The organism is Sphingopyxis sp. LK2115, from assembly GCF_014595975.1.
Lineage (GTDB): Bacteria > Pseudomonadota > Alphaproteobacteria > Sphingomonadales > Sphingomonadaceae > Sphingopyxis.
On the sequence record NZ_JABWGQ010000051.1, the window covers coordinates 1 to 20861 of the forward strand.

At 66.1% G+C, this 20861-nt stretch carries 18 protein-coding genes and 1 pseudogene; 9 read left to right on the forward strand and 10 right to left on the reverse strand.

The annotated features are described in order from the left end of the window. A pseudogene (locus HUW43_RS11625) lies at nt 1-521 on the reverse strand (class I poly(R)-hydroxyalkanoic acid synthase); the annotation flags it as partial. A gap of 116 nt (nt 522-637) precedes the next feature. Here HUW43_RS11625 and HUW43_RS11630 point away from each other — a divergent pair. The 3 genes from HUW43_RS11630 to HUW43_RS11640 are packed head-to-tail and all read left to right on the forward strand — an operon-like array spanning nt 638 to nt 2738. Next, on the forward strand, nt 638-1846 hold the full coding sequence (locus tag HUW43_RS11630; protein WP_188237569.1) for an LL-diaminopimelate aminotransferase: 1209 nt from the start codon (nt 638-640) through the stop codon (nt 1844-1846). Further along, complete coding sequence (locus HUW43_RS11635; RefSeq protein ID WP_188237570.1) at nt 1846-2256, forward strand: DUF4345 family protein; 411 nt, start codon at nt 1846-1848, stop codon at nt 2254-2256. The genes HUW43_RS11630 and HUW43_RS11635 overlap by 1 nt, the downstream gene beginning before the upstream one ends. After that, on the forward strand, nt 2253-2738 hold the full coding sequence (locus HUW43_RS11640) for a DUF2721 domain-containing protein (protein WP_223181491.1): 486 nt from the start codon (nt 2253-2255) through the stop codon (nt 2736-2738). Before HUW43_RS11635 ends, HUW43_RS11640 begins: the two co-directional genes overlap by 4 nt. Before the next feature lie 184 nt (nt 2739-2922). Here the strand turns inward: HUW43_RS11640 and HUW43_RS11645 are convergent, their stop codons facing one another. The 3 genes from HUW43_RS11645 to HUW43_RS11655 all read right to left on the reverse strand — a co-directional run bounded on the left by HUW43_RS11645 (nt 2923) and on the right by HUW43_RS11655 (nt 6586). After that, nucleotides 2923-4425: an MFS transporter gene (locus HUW43_RS11645; protein ID WP_188237571.1), complete on the reverse strand. Its 1503-nt coding sequence runs from the start codon at nt 4423-4425 to the stop codon at nt 2923-2925. Nucleotides 4426-4616: 191 nt separating this feature from the next. Beyond that, complete coding sequence (locus HUW43_RS11650; RefSeq protein WP_188237572.1) at nt 4617-5651, reverse strand: LacI family DNA-binding transcriptional regulator; 1035 nt, start codon at nt 5649-5651, stop codon at nt 4617-4619. A gap of 191 nt (nt 5652-5842) precedes the next feature. Then, a complete protein-coding gene (locus HUW43_RS11655; protein WP_188237573.1) occupies nt 5843-6586 on the reverse strand; it encodes a class I SAM-dependent methyltransferase in 744 nt (247 codons plus the stop codon). Between the two features lie 123 nt (nt 6587-6709). On the opposite strand from HUW43_RS11655, the gene HUW43_RS11660 reads away from it, so the two are divergent. Next, nucleotides 6710-8449, forward strand: a complete 1740-nt coding sequence (locus tag HUW43_RS11660; protein ID WP_188237574.1) for an N-acyl-D-amino-acid deacylase family protein — start codon at nt 6710-6712, stop codon at nt 8447-8449. Nucleotides 8450-8570: 121 nt separating this feature from the next. Here HUW43_RS11660 and HUW43_RS11665 read toward each other — a convergent pair whose 3' ends face one another. Further along, nucleotides 8571-9899 carry a hypothetical protein gene (locus HUW43_RS11665; RefSeq protein ID WP_223181492.1) on the reverse strand — a complete coding sequence of 443 codons (1329 nt, stop codon included), beginning with the start codon at nt 9897-9899 and terminating at the stop codon, nt 8571-8573. 34 nt (nt 9900-9933) lie between these two features. Continuing rightward, the gene (nhaA, locus tag HUW43_RS11670; RefSeq protein WP_188237576.1) at nt 9934-11208 is read right to left on the reverse strand and encodes a Na+/H+ antiporter NhaA; all 1275 of its coding nucleotides are present in this window, start codon (nt 11206-11208) and stop codon (nt 9934-9936) included. A gap of 108 nt (nt 11209-11316) precedes the next feature. Between nhaA and HUW43_RS11675 the strand changes: the two genes are divergently transcribed. The 5 genes from HUW43_RS11675 to HUW43_RS11695 all read left to right on the forward strand — a co-directional run bounded on the left by HUW43_RS11675 (nt 11317) and on the right by HUW43_RS11695 (nt 17464). Continuing rightward, a complete protein-coding gene (locus HUW43_RS11675) occupies nt 11317-12771 on the forward strand; it encodes a glycosyl transferase family protein (RefSeq protein ID WP_188237577.1) in 1455 nt (484 codons plus the stop codon). Beyond that, on the forward strand, nt 12768-13895 hold the full coding sequence (locus HUW43_RS11680; protein WP_188237578.1) for a hypothetical protein: 1128 nt from the start codon (nt 12768-12770) through the stop codon (nt 13893-13895). The genes HUW43_RS11675 and HUW43_RS11680 overlap by 4 nt, the downstream gene beginning before the upstream one ends. A 108-nt stretch (nt 13896-14003) precedes the next feature. After that, a complete protein-coding gene (locus HUW43_RS11685) occupies nt 14004-14912 on the forward strand; it encodes a sulfite exporter TauE/SafE family protein (protein ID WP_188237579.1) in 909 nt (302 codons plus the stop codon). After that, nucleotides 14909-15682 carry a TIGR02186 family protein gene (locus HUW43_RS11690; protein ID WP_188237580.1) on the forward strand — a complete coding sequence of 258 codons (774 nt, stop codon included), beginning with the start codon at nt 14909-14911 and terminating at the stop codon, nt 15680-15682. Before HUW43_RS11685 ends, HUW43_RS11690 begins: the two co-directional genes overlap by 4 nt. A 72-nt stretch (nt 15683-15754) precedes the next feature. After that, on the forward strand, nt 15755-17464 hold the full coding sequence (locus HUW43_RS11695) for an ATP-binding protein (RefSeq protein ID WP_188237581.1): 1710 nt from the start codon (nt 15755-15757) through the stop codon (nt 17462-17464). Nucleotides 17465-17612: 148 nt separating this feature from the next. On the opposite strand, the gene HUW43_RS11700 is transcribed toward HUW43_RS11695, so the two are convergent. The 4 genes from HUW43_RS11700 to HUW43_RS11715 form a co-directional block, all read right to left on the reverse strand. Continuing rightward, nucleotides 17613-17999, reverse strand: coding sequence for a VOC family protein (locus tag HUW43_RS11700; protein ID WP_188237582.1), 387 nt, complete (start codon nt 17997-17999; stop codon nt 17613-17615). Nucleotides 18000-18044: 45 nt separating this feature from the next. Beyond that, complete coding sequence (locus HUW43_RS11705; RefSeq protein ID WP_188237583.1) at nt 18045-19172, reverse strand: cell wall hydrolase; 1128 nt, start codon at nt 19170-19172, stop codon at nt 18045-18047. A gap of 88 nt (nt 19173-19260) precedes the next feature. Then, a complete protein-coding gene (locus HUW43_RS11710; protein ID WP_188237584.1) occupies nt 19261-19746 on the reverse strand; it encodes a DUF1772 domain-containing protein in 486 nt (161 codons plus the stop codon). A gap of 76 nt (nt 19747-19822) precedes the next feature. Further along, a complete protein-coding gene (locus tag HUW43_RS11715) occupies nt 19823-20758 on the reverse strand; it encodes a right-handed parallel beta-helix repeat-containing protein (RefSeq protein WP_188237585.1) in 936 nt (311 codons plus the stop codon). Nucleotides 20759-20861 lie beyond the last annotated feature (103 nt).

Consider the following 20861-nt stretch of genomic DNA (forward strand, 5'->3'; position numbering starts at 1 on the left):
TTGATCACCTCGGGATTGGTGATCGCAAGATTGGAAGGCGACAGCGCCTCGGCCATATTCTTCGCGGCGAACTCCAGCTTGGCGCGCGCCTGTTCGTCGATTCCCTGGATGTTGCGGGTGGTCGCCAGCAATTGTTCGGCGAGCAGGCCATAGGTCTGGCGGATCAGCGCGAAGACCGGGTTGGCCGTCCAGTCGGGGTCGGCGAATCGCTTGTCCCTGGGCGCATCGGCGTCGGGCGTCAGCGACGGCTGGAGCGTTGCGAGCGAGGCCCAGAAGGCCGCGCCCTGTTCCCACATCCTTGCCGATTGTTCGGCCCACAGCTGCGTCGTCGGATTCCGCAGCCAACCGGCGGGGTCGAACAGCGCCGCCGCGCTGTTTCCCTGATCCGCCTGGCCGAGCGCATAGTCGAGCATCATCTGCTGCGCCCGGCCCATCACGCTGGCCCAATGTTGGACGTCGTCGGGCGAAGGCATGAAGGGATTCGCCGCGTCGCTCGTCTTATCCTCGCCCATGTCGGTCATGCTGGTTCCTGCTGGTCAGTGCCGTGAGAATCCCTATAACAAGCCGCGTCGCGGCTGGCGAGGCGCCGTTCGCGGCCATTCAAAACGCTTATGTAAAGGAGTTGTTCTAGTTTCCCATGTCCGACGATGAATTCTATCGCATCAAGCGCCTGCCGCCCTATGTCATCGCCGAAGTCAATGCGATGCGAGCGGCCGCGCGGGCCGCGGGAGAGGACATCATCGACCTGGGGATGGGCAACCCCGACCTGCCGCCGCCCGACCATGTGATCGACAAATTGTGCGAAGTCGCGCGCAAGCCCGATGCGCACGGCTATTCGCAATCGAAAGGCATTCCGGGCCTCCGCCGCGCGCAGGCCAATTATTACGGTCGCCGCTTCAACGTCGATCTCGACCCCGAAAGCGAAGTGGTGGTCACCATGGGATCGAAGGAAGGGCTCGCGAGCCTCGCGACGGCGATCACCGGCCCCGGCGACGTCGTGCTGGCGCCGAACCCCAGCTATCCCATTCATACCTTCGGATTCATCATCGCCGGCGCGACGATCCGCAGCGTGCCGACGACGCCCGATGAAAATTACTGGCGCGCGCTCGACCGCGCGATGGCCTTCACCGTGCCGCGCCCTTCGATCCTGGTGGTCAATTATCCGTCGAACCCGACCGCCGAAGCCGTCGACCTGGCCTTCTACGAACGCCTGGTTGCGTGGGCGAGGGAGAATAAGGTCTGGGTGCTCAGCGACCTCGCCTATTCCGAGCTTTATTACGACGGCAATCCGACGCCTTCGATCCTGCAGGTGCCGGGCGCAAAGGATGTCGCGATCGAGTTCACCTCGATGTCGAAAACCTATTCGATGGCCGGCTGGCGCATGGGCTTTGCGGTCGGCAACAAGCGGCTGATCGCGGCGATGACGCGCGTGAAGTCTTACCTCGACTACGGGGCTTTCACGCCGATTCAGGCCGCGGCCTGTGCGGCGCTGAACGGTCCGCAGGACATCGTCGAAAGGAACCGGCTACTCTATCAAAAGCGCCGCGACGTCATGGTCGAAAGTTTTGGCCGCGCGGGATGGGACATTCCCAGCCCACCTGCGTCGATGTTCGCCTGGGCGCCGCTGCCGCCCGCGCTCAAGGACATGGGCAGCCTCGAGTTTTCCAAGCAGTTGCTGACGCACGCCGGGGTCGCGGTCGCCCCCGGCGTCGGCTATGGCGAGGATGGCGAAGGTTTTGTGCGCATCGCCATGGTCGAAAACGAGCAACGCATCCGCCAGGCGGCGCGCAACCTGCGCAAATATTTCGCCTCGATGGGCATGAACACGCCGGCGAAGGCCAGTTGATGACGCGCGCCGGGTTGGAACGCGCGGGCCGCATGCTGACCGCCCTGTTCGGGGTCGGCTTTCTGCTCCTTGGGCTGCGCTATTTTGCCGATCCCGGCGCGCTGACTGTCGAAACCGACGTGGCGATGCCCTCGATCAAGGCGGTGATGGAAATCCGCACCGTTTATGGCGGCATGTTCGTCGGCGTCGGTCTGGCGACGGCGCTGCTCGGCTGGCGCGACACGACGATGCGGGCCGCCTTGTGGGTGCTGGCGCTGGTGGCGGGAAGCGTCGCGCTCGCGCGGCTCGCCGCGATCGCGCTTGGACAGGCCCCCGACCCGCTGTTCGCGGCGCTGCTCGCGATCGAGATCGTCGGCGTCGCGCTGGCCGCCTGGGTCTTGCGCCGACTGGCGGCGGGAACGGACCCATGATGACGCCCGACGCCAACGCCATCGCGCAGACGATCCAGCTTTCGGTGACCCCGGTGTTCCTGCTGGTCGCAACGGGCAGCCTGCTCAACGTCTTTACCGGGCGGCTCGCGCGCGTGGTCGACCGTTCGCGCGTGCTGATCGAGCAATGGGGCACGACCGAAGGGCGCGAGCATGAGCGGCTCGTCGCCGAACTGCGCGTCGTCGACCGGCGGATGGACATCATCAACAATTCGATCGCCGCGGCCGTCGCGTGCGGAATCGTCGTTTGCCTGCTCGTCGCGCTGCTGTTTGCGCAGGCGTTCGTCGGTTTCAACCTCGGCGCCGCGGCGGCGTGGGTGTTCGCGCTGGCGATGCTGCTGCTGCTGGCCTCGTTGCTCCTCTTTCTCGTCGAGGTGCGGCTCGCGACGCGGACGATCCACGTCCCGCTCGAATTGCTCGAACTGGAAGAAATGGGCTGGCGCAAGCGGCAGGGCGGGCGCTAGAATCCCGGCGATCGTGGCGGACCTGCGTTGACCGGTATCGTTCCGGGGTTCGCAAGCGACGCGCGCCACCGGACGGCGACCCTTTGGGTTCCTGACCATGCACGACGACGAGGCGGATCGCTGCGCCATCCGGCAACGCCGCGTCGAACCGACGGCGGGCATCGCGGGCGACGATGCACCCGGTTCAGCCGCCTTGTCTGGCAAGCATCGGGACGATGCGCGCCATGGCGGCGATCGCGAGCAGCAGCGTCGTCGCCGCAAAGGCCATCGTATAAATGGGCTCGCCGGGGAAAAAGGCCTGCATCGCCGATCCCATCAGCGCTGCGACGAGCAGCTGCGGGATCACGATAAAGACGTTGAACAGGCCCATATAGATGCCAAGCTTTGCCTGCGGCAGGCTCGACGCGAGGATGGCATAAGGCATGGCGAGCACCGAGGCCCAGAAGATGCCGATGAAGATTTCGCTGACGATCAGCAGTGCGGGGTCGCGCAGCACCAAGAAGCTCGCAAAGCCGATCGCGCCGCTCGCCAGGCCGATCATGTGCGTCGGCGCCTGCCCCAGCCGCCGCGACAACCATGGCAGCAGCGTCAGCGCCGCCACTGCGGCGACGCCGTTATAGATGGCGAACAGCTGGCCGACCCAGTTCGCCGCCGCCTGATAGTCGGCGCTCGCGGCATCGACCGCGCCATAATGATATTGCGCGACGATCGGCGTTGTGTTGATCCACATGATGAACAGCGCCGACCAGCTGAAGAATTGCACAAGCGCGAGGCGCTTCATCAGCGGCGGCATTCCGGCGAAATCGCCGATGATGCTTGCCAGCATATTGGTGCGGTGCCCGCGCCGCGCGAGCAGGATGGCGGCGATGCTGGCGATGCCATAGGCGATGAGCAGCGCGCCGAGGAGCAGCACCTCGCGCAGCAGCGCGAAATGCTGCTGGATCGCGCAAACCGCTATGCCCGCGGCAATCCAGGCAAGTGCGCTGCCGGGCCCGCGCTTCGCAAGGTCGTGCGCAGCCGTCGGCGCCAATGCCGGTTCGCTCGCGGCAAAGCCCGCCATGGTTGCCGGGTCATATTCGCGCGTCGTCACGATCGTCCACAGCACCGACAGGAACAGCGCCGCGCCGCCGAACCAGAAGGCATATTTGACCGTGTCGGGAATCTGTCCCGGCGGCGCGACATTGGCGACCCCCATCGCCTCCATCGCCGCGGGAAACAGCGATCCGACGACCGCGCCCGCGCCGATGAAGGCGGTCTGCACCGCATAGCCCGCGCTATGCTGGTCCTTCCTCAGCATGTCGCCGACAAAGGCGCGAAACGGCTCCATCGAAATGTTGAGCGAGGCGTCGAGCAGCCAGAGCATCGCCGCCGCGAACCAGATGGCGGGGCTTTCGGGCATCGCGAACAAGGCGATCGCGGCAAGGATGGCGCCCGCCAGGAAATAGGGGCGGCGTCGGCCGAGGCGGCCGAGCCAGGTCCTGTCGCTCAGATGCCCGACGATCGGCTGGACGAGCAGCCCGGTCAGCGGCGCGGCGATCCACAGGCCGGGCAGTCGTTCGATATCCTCGCCAAGCGACTGGAAGATACGGCTCATGTTCGCATTTTGCAGCGCAAAGCCGATCTGGATGCCGAAAAAGCCGAAGCTGATGTTCCACAGGCCGGCAAAGCCCTGCCGCGGCTTGTCCATGCGTCTCTCCCCGTAGCGAGCCGCGCGGGCGGCTTCTGTCCCGCCGGTTTTGCAGCCTGGTGCGGGCAGGGCAAGCAGCTTGGCCGATTGCGTATACGAATACGTTGGGGGGCTGCGGGCCTGTCTGATCCATCCCCATCGGCTTGCGATGGGGCGGGTTATGGACGGCGCTTTTCAAAAACCGCCCCGCTTCAGACCGCCGTGCTCTGCCGTTTCACCAGCCGCGTCGGCAGCACCCGCCGTTCGGCTTGCGCCCCGTCGATTCGGCGGAGGAGCGCGTCGACGAGCAGTTCGCCCGCGCCCTTGATGTCCTGCATCACGGTCGTCAGCGTCGGCGAGGTCAGGTTGGCGGCGGGAATGTCGTCGAAGCCGATGATCGCAACGTCCTGCGGCATCGTCAGCCCGGCTTCGGCCAGCGCGCGCATCGCGCCGATCGCGATCAGGTCGCTTGCGGCAAAGATGGCGTCAAAGCGCGCGCCGCCCGCGAGCAGCGACGTCGCAGCGGCATAGCCCGACGCTTCGGACGAAACGGCGTCGCGTTGCAACGCGGGGTCGGGCGCGATCCCCGCGGCGCGCATCGCCCGGCAAAGCCCGCGATAGCGGTCGTGGAACTCGGGCGCATGGTCCGATGCTTCGCCGAGGAACGCGATGCGCCGCCGACCGATCTCGATCAGGTGCGCGCCCGCCTGTTCGCCCGCGCCGATATTGTCCGACCCGACGGTCAACCCGATGTCATCGTCCGACACCGATCCCCAGCGCACGAACTTGGTGTCCATTTCGACCAGATGTTCAAGCTTTTCGCGGTAAAGCTGATAGTCGCCATAGCCGAGAAGGATGATGCCGTCGGACCGGTGACTGTCCTGATAATCGACGTGCCAGTCATTGTGCATCTGCTGGAAACTGATGAGCAGGTCATAGCCGCGCCGCGCGCACTGCCGCGTGATCGACCCCAGCATCGACAGGAAAAAGGGGTTGATCATCGAATCGTCGGGGGTCGGATCCTCGAAAAAGAGCAAGGCGAGCGTGTGGGTGCGTTGCGACCGCAGGCTCGAGGCGTTTTTGTCGACGGTGTAATTCAGCTCGCGCGCGATGCGTTCGATATTGGCGCGCGTCGCGGCGCTCACCGACTTGCTGCCGCGCAGCGCGCGCGACACGGTGGGCTGCGACACCCCCGCCAGATAGGCGATGTCGAAGCTGGTCGGCTTGCCCGATGGCGGACGCCCCATGCTCCTCTCCTGCCGCGGCCACCCCCGTGGCGACGCGCTGTTCGGCGTCAAACTTAGCGGCTGGAGGAGGCGGCGCAATGCCCAGAGCCGTTGCCGGCGTCGCGAGGGCGATGCTTTGACATTTCGGCAACAGCGGTTCGCGCGTGCGGATTCGATGGCGGTCGCGCCGTCCGATCCGACGGCTCGCTCCGTCACCCCGGTTTGCGAAAGCGCAGCGCGAACTGGTCGGTCTTGCCGCGGATCGCCTCGTCAAAGACATTGGCGGTGCGCGGATCGTCGGCGCGCCGATAGAGGTGGCTTTCGGCCTCCAGCACGAAGCCCGCCCTGGTCAGCACCGCGATCACCGCCGCCTTGTCGATCCGGTGCAGGCTGTCCGCCGCCGCCGTGCCGCTGCCCTCGACGGCGCTATGGTCGACGACGACCAGCGTGCCGCCGGGCTTCAGCGCGGCGAACAGCGCCGCGCTGCCCTTGTCGCCGGTGCCTTCGGGGAAGGGTTTCAGATACAGGTCGTGGAAGTTCTGCACGGTGATGATCGTGTCGAGCGGTTCGGGAAAGGCGGGCGCTGCAAACGGTCCGGCGACCGCATCGACATTGTCATAGGCGGCGTCGACCGCCGCCTGATCGTCGCCATATTGTTTGCGAAACGCGATGAACTCGGCCGGCTGAAAGCCGTAGACCTTGCCCGCGGGACCGACCGCCGCTGCCAGCAGGCGCGTGACATAGCCGCTGCCCATGACGAAATCGCCGACCGTTTCACCAGCTTCGATCTGGGCGAAGGCAAGCAGCTCGGCGGGCTTGCGCGCGGTGTCGCGTTCGCGGTCGGCGACGGGGCGCGCCGGATCGGCGAGCGCCGCGGCATAGTCGGGGGCGGCCGCCCGTGCGGCGGCGGGCGGGCTCGCGGCGAGCAGGAGGGCAAGGGTCAGCAAACGGATCATGGCATCGACTCCCTTTGGTGTATCGCCCCGATATAACAGCATCGCATGGCTTGCGCCCGTTTATTTGCATCTCGCGATTTTGCTGATAAGTTTTTTCGTGAAACTAAAAATGGGGAGACGGACATGTATGATCTGGTGATTCGCGGCGGCACCGTCGTCGATGGATCGGGCGGCGCGCCCTTTGTCGCCGACGTTGCGATCGACGGCGACCGGATCGTCGCGGTGGGCGCGAATCTGGGCGCCGGGCGCGACGAAATCGACGCCGGCGGCAAGATTGTTACCCCCGGCTTCGTCGACATCCACACCCATTATGACGGACAGGCGACGTGGGACGCCGAAATGGCGCCGTCGAGCTGGCACGGCGTCACCACCGTCGTGATGGGCAATTGCGGCGTCGGCTTTGCCCCCGCACGGCCCGATCGCCACGACTGGCTGATTTCGTTGATGGAGGGGGTCGAGGACATCCCCGGCACGGCGCTCGCCGAGGGCATGACGTGGGACTGGGAAAGCTTCCCCGAATATATGGACGCGCTGGAAAAGCTGCCGCGCACGGTCGACGTCGCGTGTCACGTCCCGCACGGCGCGGTGCGCGCCTATGTGCTCGGCGACCGCGAAAAGCCCGGCGCGGTCCCCACCGAGGCCGACATTGCCGAAATGTCGCGGATCGTCGAGGAAGGCATCCGCGCGGGCGCGCTCGGTTTTTCGACAAGCCGCACCGTGCTGCACAAGTCGGTCGACGGCGAGCTCGTCCCCGGCACAACCGCGACCGCCGAGGAGCTGATCGCGATCGGCCGTGCGATGGGGCGTGTCGGTTATGGCGTGTTCGAAATGGCGAGCGACCTCAAGCGCGAGTGGAACGAGTTTCAGTGGATGGGCGATCTCAGCCGCGAAACCGGGCTGCCGGTGACCTTTGCGGCGCTGCAATCCATCGCCAAGGAATTGCCGCTGGAGGAGCAGATCGAGGAAATGCGACGCCAGAACGCCACCGGCGCGAACATCGTCGCGCAGATCGCGCTGCGCGGCAATGGCGTCATCATGGCGTGGCAGGGGACGGTGCATCCCTTCCGCTTCAAGCCCGCGTGGAACGAGATAGAAGGCCTGCCGTGGGAACAGCAGCTGGCGAAACTGCGCGACCCGGCGTTCAGGGCGCGGATGATCGGCGAAGAGAATGTCTGGCCCGACAGCGACATCCTCGACTTCCTGAAAATCGTCGCGCTCGGCTGGGCCGTGCAGTTCGAGATGGATCCCGATTTCAACTATGAGCCGAAGATGGACGAAAGCATCGCCGCGCGCGCTGCGGCGGCGGGGGTTTCGCCGGATGAATATGCCTATGATCTGCTGATGAAGGATGATGGCAAGGGTTTCATCTATTTCCCGATTCTCAATTATCGCGACGGCAACCTCGATTTCCTCGAGGATCTCCAGCACGCCGACGACACGGTGAACAGCCTGTCCGACGGCGGCGCGCATTGCGGCACGATCTGCGACGCGGCGTCGCCGACCTTCATGCTTCAGCATTGGGTGCGCGATCGCGCGGCGGGGCGCATCGCACTCGAACATGCGGTCAAGCGCCAGTGCCGCGACACCGCGATGCTTTATGGCCTCGAAGACCGGGGCCTGCTTGCGCCAGGCTATCTCGCCGACCTCAACGTCATCGACCTGCAAAGGCTGAAACTCGGCAAGCCCTGGCTGGCCTTCGACCTGCCCGCGGGCGGCAAGCGCCTGCTGCAAAAGGCCGATGGCTATGTTGCGACGGTGAAGTCGGGTCAGATCACCTTCCGCGACGGCGTGATGCAGGGCCCGACCCCCGGCGGCGTCATCCGCGGTCCGCAGCGGGTCGAAATGGCGATGGCGGCAGAGTAGGGAATCGCCTTTTTCCCGTTGGTGTCGGGCGAAGTCGAGACATGGTGAGGCCACATGCTGTCGCGGCGCATCTCGACTTCGCTCGATAGGAACGGAAAGTCGAACCGGAAAGGCGCGGGCCTTATTGCCCCTGCAAATCCGAAGGCAGGGTCGGCTCGCTGACGATCCGTTCCATGCGCCGCCACATTTCCGCGCGCGACGGTTTGCCGCGTTCGACATGCGCACGCACCATCGCTTCGCCAAGCCCATAGTTGATCACATAGCTGCGATATTGGTCGGTGAAGCGAACCGATTGTTCGGCACGCGGCTGCGAGACCAGCAGATATTTCTGTGTCAGCGCCACCGCGGCCCGCCGGTCGATTTCGCCGTCGAGATATTGCTGAGCGATCGTCAGCCGCGCCCCCGATGCGCGCTCGATCGCGGCGAGCAGTTGCCAGTAACGGTCGTCGGCGGGCGCCGCGATCCCGGCGATCGGCATCAGCACGTCGCGTTCGGTCGCGGCCTTGGCATCGCCGGGAAAGGCAAGGTCGATGCCGTAATTGGCGCTGCCCTCGGCGATCAGGCTTTGCGGGCTGTAGAGCGGATAGACGCTGAACTCGGTCCAGCCGCGCTCCTTTACCAGCTTCTCCTCCAGCTTCATGTTGAGCAGGTGGTGCCCCGGATAGCCTTCGTGACAGCCCAGATCGAGCGCGCGCGACAGGCGGATCGGCAGGTCGGTGTTGACCTGGATCAGGCTGTGATAGCCGCCCTGATAATAATTATAGCCGCTCCAGCTTTTGCCGGTGACGAACTCCAGGCGAAAGCTCTCGTCCGTCGGCATCGGGATATGCGCGAGGCTCCGTCCGCGGCAGCGTGCGATCGCCGCCTCGAAGGTCGGTTGCAGCCGGTCCCTGGGAATGGTGAAGGCGTCGAGATAGGCTTCGACCCGGTCGGCGAGCGGCCCTTCGCCGGGGACGAGTGCGTCGATCTTTGCCAGTTCGGTGTCATAGCTCGCGAGCGGTTTCAGCCGCGGGCGGACACCGAACAGGCGTTCGGCCTCGTCGACGAAGGCGAAGCGCGTGCCTTCCATCATCATCAGCCGCGTTTCGGCGGCGCGAAGCTGGGCGCGGAGGAATGCGGCGCGCCGCTTGGCGAGCGGGTCATCGAGCCGCCGCGCAGTGCGGTCGGTCTCGGCCATCAGTGCGCGTGTCGCGGCGAGCAGTGTCGGCTTGTCGCGTGGCGCCGCTTCGGCCGCGGCCTTGATCGCGGCCGGGCCGTAATAGGCGTCGATATAGCCCGGCTCGTGCGTGCCGATCTCCAGCGAGAGGCGAAGGTAGGAGGCGGCAATGGCGTCGAGGGCTGCGGCGTGCGCGTCCGCGCGGCGCACGTCGAGCGCCGCCACCTGTGGTTCGCCCGTCGGTGTTTTTGCGGGGCCGGCGGCGCACCCCGCGAGCAGGGCGGCAGCAGCCAAGGAAAAGAAGATCGGCTTTGGCATGAGGCCCAGCCTAGCGATCCGCCTCGGACGTGTCACGCACATCGCCGTCGGCGGCGATCTCTCCGTTCGATGCCAGTTCCACCGCACCATGTTCGGGGTGGAGCGGAGCGAAGCGCAGCACGGCAAAGCCGACGAGCGCTGCCGCGAGCGACCCCATGAGGATGCCGATCTTTGCTTCCCCGATCAGCAGTTCGTTGCCCGGAAAGGCCAGGCTGCCGATGAAAAGGCTCATCGTGAAGCCGATGCCGCAGAGCATCGCGACGCCGTAAACCTGAAGCCAGGTCGCGCCGCGCAGCCGTCCGGCGATGCCGAGCCTGACCGCCAGCCAGACGCTGCCGAAGATGCCGATCTGCTTGCCCAGGAACAGCCCTGCCGCGATGCCGAGCGGCAGGGGCGCAAAGAGCTGGTCAAGACCCAGCGCGCGCATGTCGACGCCCGCATTGGCGAAACCGAACAGCGGGACGATGGCGAATGCCACGGCCGGGTGCAGCGCATGTTCGAGCCGGTGGAGCGGCGAAGTCTGGCTGTCGGGCGCGCCGGGCGTGCGCTCGAAGGGGATCGTCATCGCCGCGAGTACCCCGGCGATCGTCGCATGGACGCCCGAAAGCAGCATCGCATACCAGAGCAGCAGGAAAAGGAGCATATAGACGAGCAGATTCTTTACCCCGCCGCGGTTGCACGCGAACATGACGCCCAGAATCGCCGCCGCGGCGCCAAGTGCCATCAGGTTGATCTTGGCGGTATAAAAGAGCGCGATGATCGCGACCGCGCCCATGTCGTCGACGATCGCGACGGTGACGAGGAACAGCTTGAGCGAGGTCGGCGCGCGCTTGCCGAGCAGCGCGAGCACGCCCATCGCAAAGGCGATGTCGGTCGCCGCCGGAATCGCCCAGCCTTGCGCCAGTCCCGGCTCGCCGCCGACGAAGGCCATATAAAGCGCGGCGGGCACCGCCATGCCGGCCGCCGCGGCGATAAAGGGCAGGCGCCGACGATCCCAGCTCGCCAGTCGGCCATCGACGAACTCGCGCTTGATCTCCAGCCCGACGAGCAGGAAAAATACCGCCATCAACCCGTCGTTGATCCACAAATGGACCGTCATCGGGCCGAGCTTGTCGGTCAGCACCGGTCCCGTCACCGCATGGATCAGGTCATGATACAGGCCCGACCATGGGGAATTGGCAACAATCATTGCCAAAATGGCTGCGAAAATAAGCAGCATCCCGCCCGCGCTTTCGCTTTCAAGAAAATTGCGCAACGCTGAAGGGGGCGGAAAACGGCGGGTCATGGGCGGATTATGTCCTTGTTTCGTCAACTGTTGCGACAATGCTTAGCCGTGGGGGCACCGCTTTACAAATGGGTGGGCTTGATTAGCAATCTTGCCACGGATGGCGCCATGTCATCGGTGGGGCGGGGCTGGCAAGTGGGGCTATCGACCGCGTGGCTGGAATGGCTGGTGCTGGGGGCCGGCCGCGAACTGATGCTGTTCGCGTCGGTGGGTATCCTGTTGATCGGGATCGACGATCTGTTGCTCGACGCGCTGTGGCTGGCCACGCGCGGGCGGGGCCGATGCGAAGCTGCAAGCGCACCGCCGGTCACGGGCGCCATCGCCGTGTTCGTGCCGGCGTGGGACGAAGCCGTTGCCCTGCCCGCGATGCTTCGCCGCACCCTTGCCGCGTGGGAGGGAGAGAACTTCCGGCTCTATATCGGATGCTATCCCAACGACATGGCCACGATAGCCGCCGTCTCGCCGCTGGTCGCCGACGATCGGCGCCTGCGCCTGGTGATCGGCGATTGCGAAGGACCAACGACCAAGGGCGACAATCTGAACCGGCTCTGGGCGGCGCTGTGCGCCGACGAACGGAAGGAAGGCATGCGTTTTGCCGCGATCGTGCTTCACGATGCCGAAGATCATGTCCACCGTCACGAAATCGCGCTCTATCGACAGCATCTGGCCCGGAATGCGATGGTGCAGATTCCGGTCGTGCCGATCATCGAGCGGCGCGCGCGCTGGATCGGCGGCCATTATGCGGACGAGTTTGCCGAAGCGCATGGCAAGGATCTGTTGGTGCGCTCGCGTCTCGGCCTGCCTCTCCCTTCGGCGGGCGTCGGTTGCGCATTGTCGCGCAGTGCGCTCGCCTTGCTCGCGATCGAGCGAAGGGGCCGGCCCTTCCGAGGCGACAGCCTGACCGAGGATTATGAGGTCGGCATGGTCATCGGCGCTTATGGTCTGGGTGCCTGCTTCGTCGACGCGGTGGACCCCGCGGGCGACCCTGTTGTGTCGCGCGGGGCGTTCCCCGGACGCATCGACACCGCTGTCCGGCAGAAGTCGCGCTGGATCGCCGGGATCGCGCTGGCGGGCTGGGATCATATCGGCTGGCCGGACTCCCGCCTCGATCACAAGCAGGGCGGGACCGGACGCGCTCTGCTCGCCCGGTGGATGCTCTGGCGCGACCGGCGAGCGCCGCTCGCCGCGCTCATCCTGCTTGCCGCCTATGCGGGGCTGGTGCTCGTGGCGGTCGGGGTGGCGGGGCAATTGATGCTGGGCTGGCAAGCGATCGAACCCGCTCCGGCGCTGCGATGGCTGCTCGTCGTCAATTCGCTGTTCCTCGGCTGGCGCTTGGCGCTCCGCATTTACTTCACCGCGCGCCGTCATGGAGGGCGCGAAGCCGCGTTTGCGATCCCGCGTGCCTTTGTAGCGAACATCATTGCCATGCTTGCGGCGCGGCGTTCCATCCTGCTGTACTGGCGGATGCTGCGCTCTGGCGAGGTGGTGTGGGACAAGACCGATCACAGCGAAAGCAGCGTTGCGGTCGCAGACATATCGGCGCGAGCGGCGCGGCGGCGATGATACGCCATGCCGATGCGAGGCGCGACGCCCCCGCGCTGCGCTTTTTGCTGGGATGCGTCGGGGGATGGATATTGCTGCGCATCATGACGCTCGGCAACCCGCTGCCCCCGCCGCCGCCCACAGCCGCGTCCACGCCGGAGGCGGCGACATCGCCGCTGGCCCGTGACGCCCGGCTTTCGACGGCGCTGCGAAATGACATGACCCCTTCCGCTTCGGTCGATCAGCGACGCGGCGCGGCGTCCGCGAATGTCGGAACCGTTCCGCCGCGCCGCCGGTTCGCCGCGATATTGCTGGCCGTTCGCGGGGCCGCGGCGCCCCATCGTTCCGACGGCGGGCCATTGGCGGCGCAACGCTTTTCGCTGCCCGCCGCGTCGGCGAGAAACATCGTGCCGCCGACGGACCATGACGAAACGCCCGGGCCATTTTCGGTCCGCCGCCCCGCCGCCGCACCGGACCGATCCGTCTGGACGGGGCGGCAAATGGGCGGATGGTCCGCGTCGGCCTGGCTCTATTTTCGCGACGGGTCGGGCGAAGCGCCGCGCGGCATCGGTGCGTCGAGCCAACTCGGCGGCAGCCAGGGCGGCGTGCGGATAGCCTATGGCTTTGGCGCGACGGGGCGACTGCGCGCCTATGCGCGGACGACGATCGCTTTCCAGCAGCCGCGCCAGCGCGACGCGGCTTTCGGTCTGGCCTTCGCGCCGATCGCCGATATGCCGGTCGATGTGGCGATCGAACAGCGCGTCGCCGCGGGGCGCGACGGCCGAACGGCGCTTGCGGCGATGGCCAGCGGCGGGGTCGCTGACGTTCGGCTTCCGGCTGGTTTCCGGCTGGATGCCTATGCGCAGGCGGGTATTGTCGGCGCGCACCGCCGCGACGCTTTTGCCGACGGGGCGGTCGTGATCGACCGCGGGCTGGCGGGCGAGGGCGCGTCGCTGCGCTTTGGCCTGCTGGCAGCGGGCGCGGCGCAGCCCGGCGCGGCGCGCGTCGATGTCGGGCCGCGGCTGACGCTGCGCCTGCCGGACGTGGGGCAGGGCAGCCGGATCGCGCTCGACTGGCGGCAGCGCGTTGCGGGTGATGCGCTGCCGACAAGCGGGCTGGCGCTGACGCTCGCGGCCGACTTCTGACCACAGCGAAAAATAGCCGCCGCAGCCGATTCCCCGCCGCGAAAAAATGCTCTAGTGTTGACGGACTCGGCGCAGTTTTGTGCCGCGGACGTATGTTTCGGGGCCTTCGTGGATCTTTACCTTCCAGTCGCCAATCTGTCGGTCAACGCGTTGGTCATCATTTTGCTCGGCGGCGGCGTAGGGTTTCTGTCGGGCATGTTCGGCGTCGGCGGCGGCTTTCTGACGACGCCGCTGCTGATCTTCTATGGCATCCCGCCGACGGTCGCGGCGGCATCGGCGGCAACGCAGGTGACGGGCGCCAGCGTGTCGGGCGCGCTGGCGCATCTGGAGCGCGGCGGGGTCGATCTGCGCATGGGGGGGGTGCTCGTCGTCGGCGGGCTTCTGGGGTCGCTGATCGGCGCGGGGCTGTTTGAACTGCTCACCGCCTGGGGCCAGATCGATACGGTGATCAACATGCTCTATGTGGCGTTGCTCGGCTCGGTCGGCAGCATCATGGCGCGCGAGGCATGGGGCGCCTTGCAGAACATGCGCGTCGGCCTGCCCGCGCCGGCGCGCAAGCGGCGCCATCATCCGATGGTCGCCAACCTGCCGCTGCGCTGGCGCTTCTATCGCTCGGGCCTCTATATCTCGCCGCTCGCGCCGCTGATCCTCGGCATGTTGGTGGGCATTTTGACGATGCTGCTGGGCGTCGGCGGCGGCTTCATCATGGTCCCCGCAATGCTCTTTCTGCTGGGCATGGGCACGCAGGTCGTCGTCGGAACCTCGCTGTTCCAGATATTGTTCGTGACGATCGCGACGACGATGGTTCACGCGCTGACGACCGGCGCGGTCGACATCGTGCTTGCGGGGCTGCTGCTGCTCGGCAGCGTGACGGGCGCACAGATCGGCGCGCGCTTTGCGCAGAGCGTCAAGCCCGAATATCTGCGTATGGCGCTGGCGGTGATCGTCCTGCTCGTCGCGGCGCGCATGGCGGTCGACCTCTTCATCCGCCCCGACGAAATCTACACCGTGCAATGACCGTGGTGCGCGCCCTGATCGCATTGTTGGCGCTGGCGCTGCTTCCGCTCACGGCAACGCGCGCGGCCGATCCACGGCTCGTTCCCGACGTGTCGAGCCGCGCAATCGACATCCAGTACAGCTTCACCGGCGAGGAATTGCTGTTGTTCGGGGCGATTCTTTATCCCGGCCAGCGCCTGCCCGATGACCGCGCCGACATCGTCGTCGTGCTGAAAGGGCCGGTGCGGCCGATCGTGCTTCGCGAAAAGCGGCGCGTCGCGGGCATATGGGTCAACGCCAGCAGCATTCGCTTGCGCACCGCGCCCAGCTTTTACGCCATCGGTTCGTCGCGCCCGATCAACAAGCTGGTCGACGAACGCACGGCGGCGATCTTCGAGCTCGGGCTTGCCAATCTGTCGATGTCGCCGACCGGATTTTCTGAAGCGAAAACGCTCGAGCGCTTCGAGGCGGGGCTCATCGACCTATATAAGCGCGCCGGGCTGTTCTTCGAAAATCCCTCGGCGGTCGAGATTACCGAAGGCGTGCTCTATCGTGCGCGCATCCCTGTGCCCGCGCGCGTTCCGGTGGGCACCTATCGCGCCGAAACCTATCTGATCAGCCGCGGCCGCGTGCTCGCGGTCGCATCGCGCGATGTCCAGATCCGCAAGACCGGCTTCGAGCGCTTCGTCGCGCTGGCCGCCGAGGAGCACGGTTTTCTCTACGGCCTGTCGGCGGTGCTGATGTCGCTCGGTCTCGGCTATGCCGCATCGGCCGTCTTTCGTCGTCGCTGAGCCATCTAAGCGCTTTATTTACCCTCCTCTGCGATAGCCGACGGCGCGATCACAAAGGCGGGGGCTTGGTTTATGGACATGCAGGGCGGTTTCGGCGCCGGAGACTCGACAGCGGTGCAGCATCTGCGCCTCGCCGGGGGCGGCGTGGCGGCTGCGGTGACACCGGGCACCACGCATCACCGCGATGACCTGCTGATCGGCGAAGTCGTCGACATTTCGGGTTCGGCATCGCGCGTGCTGCTCGACGCGGCGACGATCGGCACCCTGTCGTCGTCGGGCGACGCTGCGGTGGCGATGGCCGGACAGGTTGGCGCGCAGGTAAAGGTGCGCGTCGGCAATATCTGGCTCGTCGCCAGCATCCGCGACCAGCAATTGCACGAACGCGGCGAAGGGTTGATCGTCGCAACGATCGACTTCCTCGGCGAAGGCGAAGAGGAAAAGATCACCGGGCGCATCCACAATTTCCGTCGCGGGGTGACACGCTACCCCGTGCCGGGCAGCCCGGTTTTCGCCGCGACCAGCGCCGACCTCAAACAGATTTACGCCGCCGATGAACGCGCGCATGTCGAGATAGGCACGGTGCATCCGACAAAGGATGTCCGCGGTTCGCTCTATGTCGACGCGATGCTGGGCAAGCATTTCGCGCTGCTCGGTTCGACGGGTACGGGTAAATCGACCAGCGCCGCGCTCATCCTCCACAAGATTTGCGAGCTCGCGCCGCAGGGTCATATCGTGATGATCGACCCGCACGGCGAATATTCGGCGGCCTTCAAGGGCACGGGGGCGCTGTTCGACGTCGACAATCTGGCAATGCCCTATTGGTTGATGAACTTTGAGGAACATTGCGAGGTGTTCGTCACCGCCGAGGGGCGCGACCGCCAGGCGGACTGCGACGTGCTCGCGCGCTGCCTGCTTCAGGCGCGGACCAAGAACCGGCTTGCCGAGGGCATGACCAAGATCACGGTCGATTCGCCGATTCCCTATCTGCTTTCCGACCTGCTCAACATCCTCACGAACGAAATGGGCAAGCTCGACAAGGCGACATCCACCGCGCCCTTCATGCGCATCAAGGGCAAGATCGAGGAAATGCGCGCCGACCCGCGCTATAATTTCATGTTTTCGGGCATGCTTGTCGCCGACACGATGGCGAATTTCCTCGGCAAGATTTTCCGCCTGCCGTCGGACGGCCGACCGATTTCGATCATCGACGTGTCGGGGGTGCCCAGCGACATCACCGGGGTCGTCGTCGCCGTGCTGTCGCGCCTGACCTTCGACTATGCGATCTGGTCGCGCGGCGAACCGCAGCGCCCGATCCTGCTCGTCTGCGAGGAAGCGCATCGCTACATCCCCTCGAAGGATATTGGCCAGGGGCAGGCCGTGCGCAAAATCCTTGAACGGATCGCCAAGGAAGGCCGCAAATATGGCGTGTCGCTGGGCCTTATCACCCAGCGTCCGTCGGACCTTGCCGAAGGCGTGCTGTCGCAGTGCGGCACCATCATCTCGATGCGCCTCAACAACGAACGCGACCAGCATTTCGTGAAAGCGGCGATGCCCGAAGGCGCGCGCGGCTTCATCGATTCGATCCCCGCCCTGCGCAACCGCGAATGTATCGTCTGCGGCGAGGGCGTGTCGATCCCGATCCGCGTCTATCTCGACACGCTTGAGGAAGAAAAGCGGCCGGCGTCGAGCGATCCGCTCTTCTCGAAACTGTGGCGCGAAACCGGCGGCGAGGCAGAGATCATCGAGCGCGTGGTGAAACGCTGGCGCAGCCAGGGGCGGTAGGCGCCCCTTTCGCAGCTTCGCGTCCGCTGAATGGCGGCTTTGGGGTGGCAAGCGGATTTGGCGCGAATAAGCCCCTCTCCTTCAAGGGGGGGGAGGGCATTTTGGCAGCAACCGGTCGCCCCCAGACATTCCAAACCTGCCCACGCTGTCAACTCTTGGGTGGCTCCCACAATTCGATCGGATTGCCCTCGGGATCGTGGACCCGCGCAAAGCGGCCGATCGCCGGATCGTCCCACTCTTCCCTGGTGACGATCTCCTCGCCCGCCTCGCGAAACGGGGCGAGCACGGCGTCGAGGTCGTCGACGCGCAGGTTGATCATGAACTGGCGGTCGGCGGCGAAATAGCCGGTGTCGGCCTTGAACGCCGAAAAGACGAGCGGCCCCGCCGCCGTCATCCACGACCATTGGTCGACCGGCCCGTTGTCGTCGGCGTTGCATCCGGCGCCGACGCCCAGCCGCTCGCGATACCAGGCGTTGAGCGGATCCGGGTCGTGCGCGCGGAAGAACAGCCCGCCGATGCCTTTGACATGTCCCATGGCCACCTGGCTCCTTTGATCAGGGGACAGCCTAGACCGCCTGGCTCAGCGTTTCCACTCTCCGCTTTTCGCAAACTCCTCGCGGATTTGTCCCGACTGATTGAGCCGCGGGTCGGCGTAGCTTGGCGGGGCGGGCACCGCGGCGGGCGGGGCGCCGGGGGTTGCGGGTGGCAGCGCACCGGGCAGCGGCGCGGGCGCGGCGTCGGGGAGCGGTGCGGCGGCGCCGGTAAGGGCGGGGACGGGCCCGACGCCGGGCGCGATACCCTGTCCCTTCAGTATCGCCAGCTGCTGCGCGACGGGCAGATAGGGGCCGGGCACCGGCTCGCGGCCCAGATAGGGGGCGCGAAAGGCGTCGGGCATCCCCCAGCGGCCGCGCCAGCGGTGAAAGATATGCGCGCCCACGATGTTGGTCATCACCAGGCTTTTGCCCCAGCGCGGCCAGATCGCCTGCGTATGATAATGGGTCGCCAGCCCGACCTTGGCAAAGACCTGTCCGCCGAGCGCGGCCGAAGCGATGCGGCTGGCGCGCAGCCAGTTGGCGCGGCCGGGGGGGCGAGCCATCGCGCCGTCGCAGGCAAAGGTGAACTGGCACACGCCCGCGCGCTGCGACCCCTGAAAGACGACGCCGCATATGGTGTTGGGGAAGCTCGGGTGGCGCACACGGTTGATCACCGTCTGCGCGACGCCGCGCATCCCGTCGTCGCTTTCGGATGCGGCTTCGTAATAGATGGCGGCCGTCAGGCAATAATGGGCGCGTTCGCGGTCGAGCGCGGTAACCCCGCGAAAGACATAGGGCTTGGCCGCGGGTCCGACGAACGCCTCCTCGCGCAGCGCGGCCGGGTCGGCGGGCGGCAGCGCGGCCGCGTCGGCAAAATCGATGCTGCGCGGGTCGGGCAGCGTCGGGTCGATCTTCAGTGCTGCCTCATAATCCCCGGCGGTCATGATCGCCCAGCGTTCGGGGTCATAGGGCCTGAAATCGAGCGGCACCGATACGCTGTAAGGCCCGAACATCGTCGGCGCGCGAAACTGCCCGCCCGACAGCACGAAGGCGAGGCAGGCGACCACCGACACTGCGCCGATCGCCGCCCAAAAGGCGCGCCCCGGCCCCGCCGGCCTTTCAGGCGGCGGGTCGCGCCACGTCGAACGGGCGGTCAGCGACAGTTCGGGCTTCATCGGGGCGGCATCATTCCTTGCGCTGCGCCCGCGGGATGCCGACGCAGCGGGACACCCTATACATGAAAACGCCAATAAAGCGTTGCCGCTAACGCATGTCGAGCGCGACGACGAACAGGATCAGCGCCGCGGTCGACGCCAGCGTGCGGACGTGATTCCACGCGGTCCATTCCTTGCGATAGCGCGCCCATAGCGCCTGCCCCGCCGCGCTTTGCGGCTCGCTCGCGTCGAGCGCATTGTTGCGCGGGACGTTGAAGAACATCGTCACCATGAACATGCCGATGAAATAGATTACGCCTCCCGCAAATGCCGCGCACGCCCCTGCCTGACCCCTGTGCACCGCGCCGGCGATCGCAAGCGCGAGGCTCGACAGGCTGGAGCCGAAGAACAGGGGCATGAACAGCGAGCGCTGGATGACGCGGTTGATGCTGGTCATCGCGGCGACCCCGGCGGGTGCGCCGGTGCGCGCAAAGGCCGTCATCGCGAAGGCCGAAAAGGTGAAATAGACGCCCGCAAGAAGGCCGCAGGCGACGATCGAGAACCACAGCAGGGCGGTGACGAGCGGCGCGGTCATGGGCGACTCCGGTTCCTTGTCTGCCGTTTCCTGGCCCATTTATATCGCGGTGGGAATATCGGTTCGCGCTTGCGGGTCAGGGCGGCGGAATGGCGACCGCCTCTCCACTGTCGTCGCGAACATTGCCGCTGGCCGCGACAATGTCGCCGGGCGCCGAATTGTTGAGGATCAGCCCATAGCGCTCGTCGCGGCCGAAGCGATTGTCGACGATGCGCTGGTCGCGGCCGGGTGCGAGGCGCAGCACATGGCCCGCGCCGTTCAGATAATTGCCGATGATGCGGATCTGGCTGTTGCCGCCGTTCGCATTTTCGAAAAAGATTGCGGCATTCAGCACGTCGTCGCCGCACATCTGGCGCCATGGTCCCATGTCGATCGCATTGTTTTCCAGCGTCAGATTCTCGACCCCGCGCACCTGGATGCCGTCGGCGTGCGCGCCGCATGCGGGTTCGGGGCTATGCAGAAAATTATTGCGGATCATCAGGTTGCGGATGCGTCCGGTGTCGGATGTGACGTGGATGAGATCGCTTGTCGAACCATGGACATTATTGCCTTCGAGCACGACATCCGCGGCGCCCGATATCGAGATGCCGCCGTGGATGTCGCACCGTTCGATCCGCGACCGCGGCCCCGACAACAGAATGCTCACCTGCGCGCGGCAGTGGCGCAGGATGACGTCGGCGCCCGCGAAATGATAAAAGCTGCCCCCCGGCGGTTTCGGAAGATCATAGCCGTCGATCACGAGGTTTGATCGTCCGTCATAGGCGGGCCCCGACCAGCTGCGCAGCGTTACGCCCGCGGGCACGCCCGTGTTGGTGGCATCGGGGCGCGGACTGGCGACGGGCGGCGGGGTTGGGGCCGGGGCCGGCGCCGGTGCGGGCGCCGGAGTCGGCGATGGGGCGGGCGCGGGCAATTGCACCGGTGGCGGCCCTTCGTCGCCGGTCCCGCCGCCACATCCGGCGAGCGTCAGCACGGCGAGCAACGCGGTGCGGTGCTGGAACCGGCTTTTGAGCATGATCTGTCTCTCCGGCGGCGCGAACGGCTGACCGCGGCCGTCGGTATCCGACCAGATGACAGGGGTTCAACTATCTCACAGGTTATAATTGACTGTAATATAA

Coding starts and splice junctions, on each gene's coding strand:
- HUW43_RS11630 (WP_188237569.1), top strand. CDS start 638: ATGTCCGACGATGAATTCTATCGCATCAAGCGCCTGCCGCCCTATGTC.
- HUW43_RS11635 (WP_188237570.1), top strand. CDS start 1,846: ATGACGCGCGCCGGGTTGGAACGCGCGGGCCGCATGCTGACCGCCCTG.
- HUW43_RS11640 (WP_223181491.1), top strand. CDS start 2,253: ATGATGACGCCCGACGCCAACGCCATCGCGCAGACGATCCAGCTTTCG.
- HUW43_RS11645 (WP_188237571.1), bottom strand. CDS start 4,425: ATGGACAAGCCGCGGCAGGGCTTTGCCGGCCTGTGGAACATCAGCTTC.
- HUW43_RS11650 (WP_188237572.1), bottom strand. CDS start 5,651: ATGGGGCGTCCGCCATCGGGCAAGCCGACCAGCTTCGACATCGCCTAT.
- HUW43_RS11655 (WP_188237573.1), bottom strand. CDS start 6,586: ATGATCCGTTTGCTGACCCTTGCCCTCCTGCTCGCCGCGAGCCCGCCC.
- HUW43_RS11660 (WP_188237574.1), top strand. CDS start 6,710: ATGTATGATCTGGTGATTCGCGGCGGCACCGTCGTCGATGGATCGGGC.
- nhaA (WP_188237576.1), bottom strand. CDS start 11,208: ATGACCCGCCGTTTTCCGCCCCCTTCAGCGTTGCGCAATTTTCTTGAA.
- HUW43_RS11675 (WP_188237577.1), top strand. CDS start 11,317: ATGTCATCGGTGGGGCGGGGCTGGCAAGTGGGGCTATCGACCGCGTGG.
- HUW43_RS11680 (WP_188237578.1), top strand. CDS start 12,768: ATGATACGCCATGCCGATGCGAGGCGCGACGCCCCCGCGCTGCGCTTT.
- HUW43_RS11690 (WP_188237580.1), top strand. CDS start 14,909: ATGACCGTGGTGCGCGCCCTGATCGCATTGTTGGCGCTGGCGCTGCTT.
- HUW43_RS11695 (WP_188237581.1), top strand. CDS start 15,755: ATGGACATGCAGGGCGGTTTCGGCGCCGGAGACTCGACAGCGGTGCAG.
- HUW43_RS11700 (WP_188237582.1), bottom strand. CDS start 17,999: ATGGGACATGTCAAAGGCATCGGCGGGCTGTTCTTCCGCGCGCACGAC.
- HUW43_RS11705 (WP_188237583.1), bottom strand. CDS start 19,172: ATGAAGCCCGAACTGTCGCTGACCGCCCGTTCGACGTGGCGCGACCCG.
- HUW43_RS11710 (WP_188237584.1), bottom strand. CDS start 19,746: ATGACCGCGCCGCTCGTCACCGCCCTGCTGTGGTTCTCGATCGTCGCC.
- HUW43_RS11715 (WP_188237585.1), bottom strand. CDS start 20,758: ATGCTCAAAAGCCGGTTCCAGCACCGCACCGCGTTGCTCGCCGTGCTG.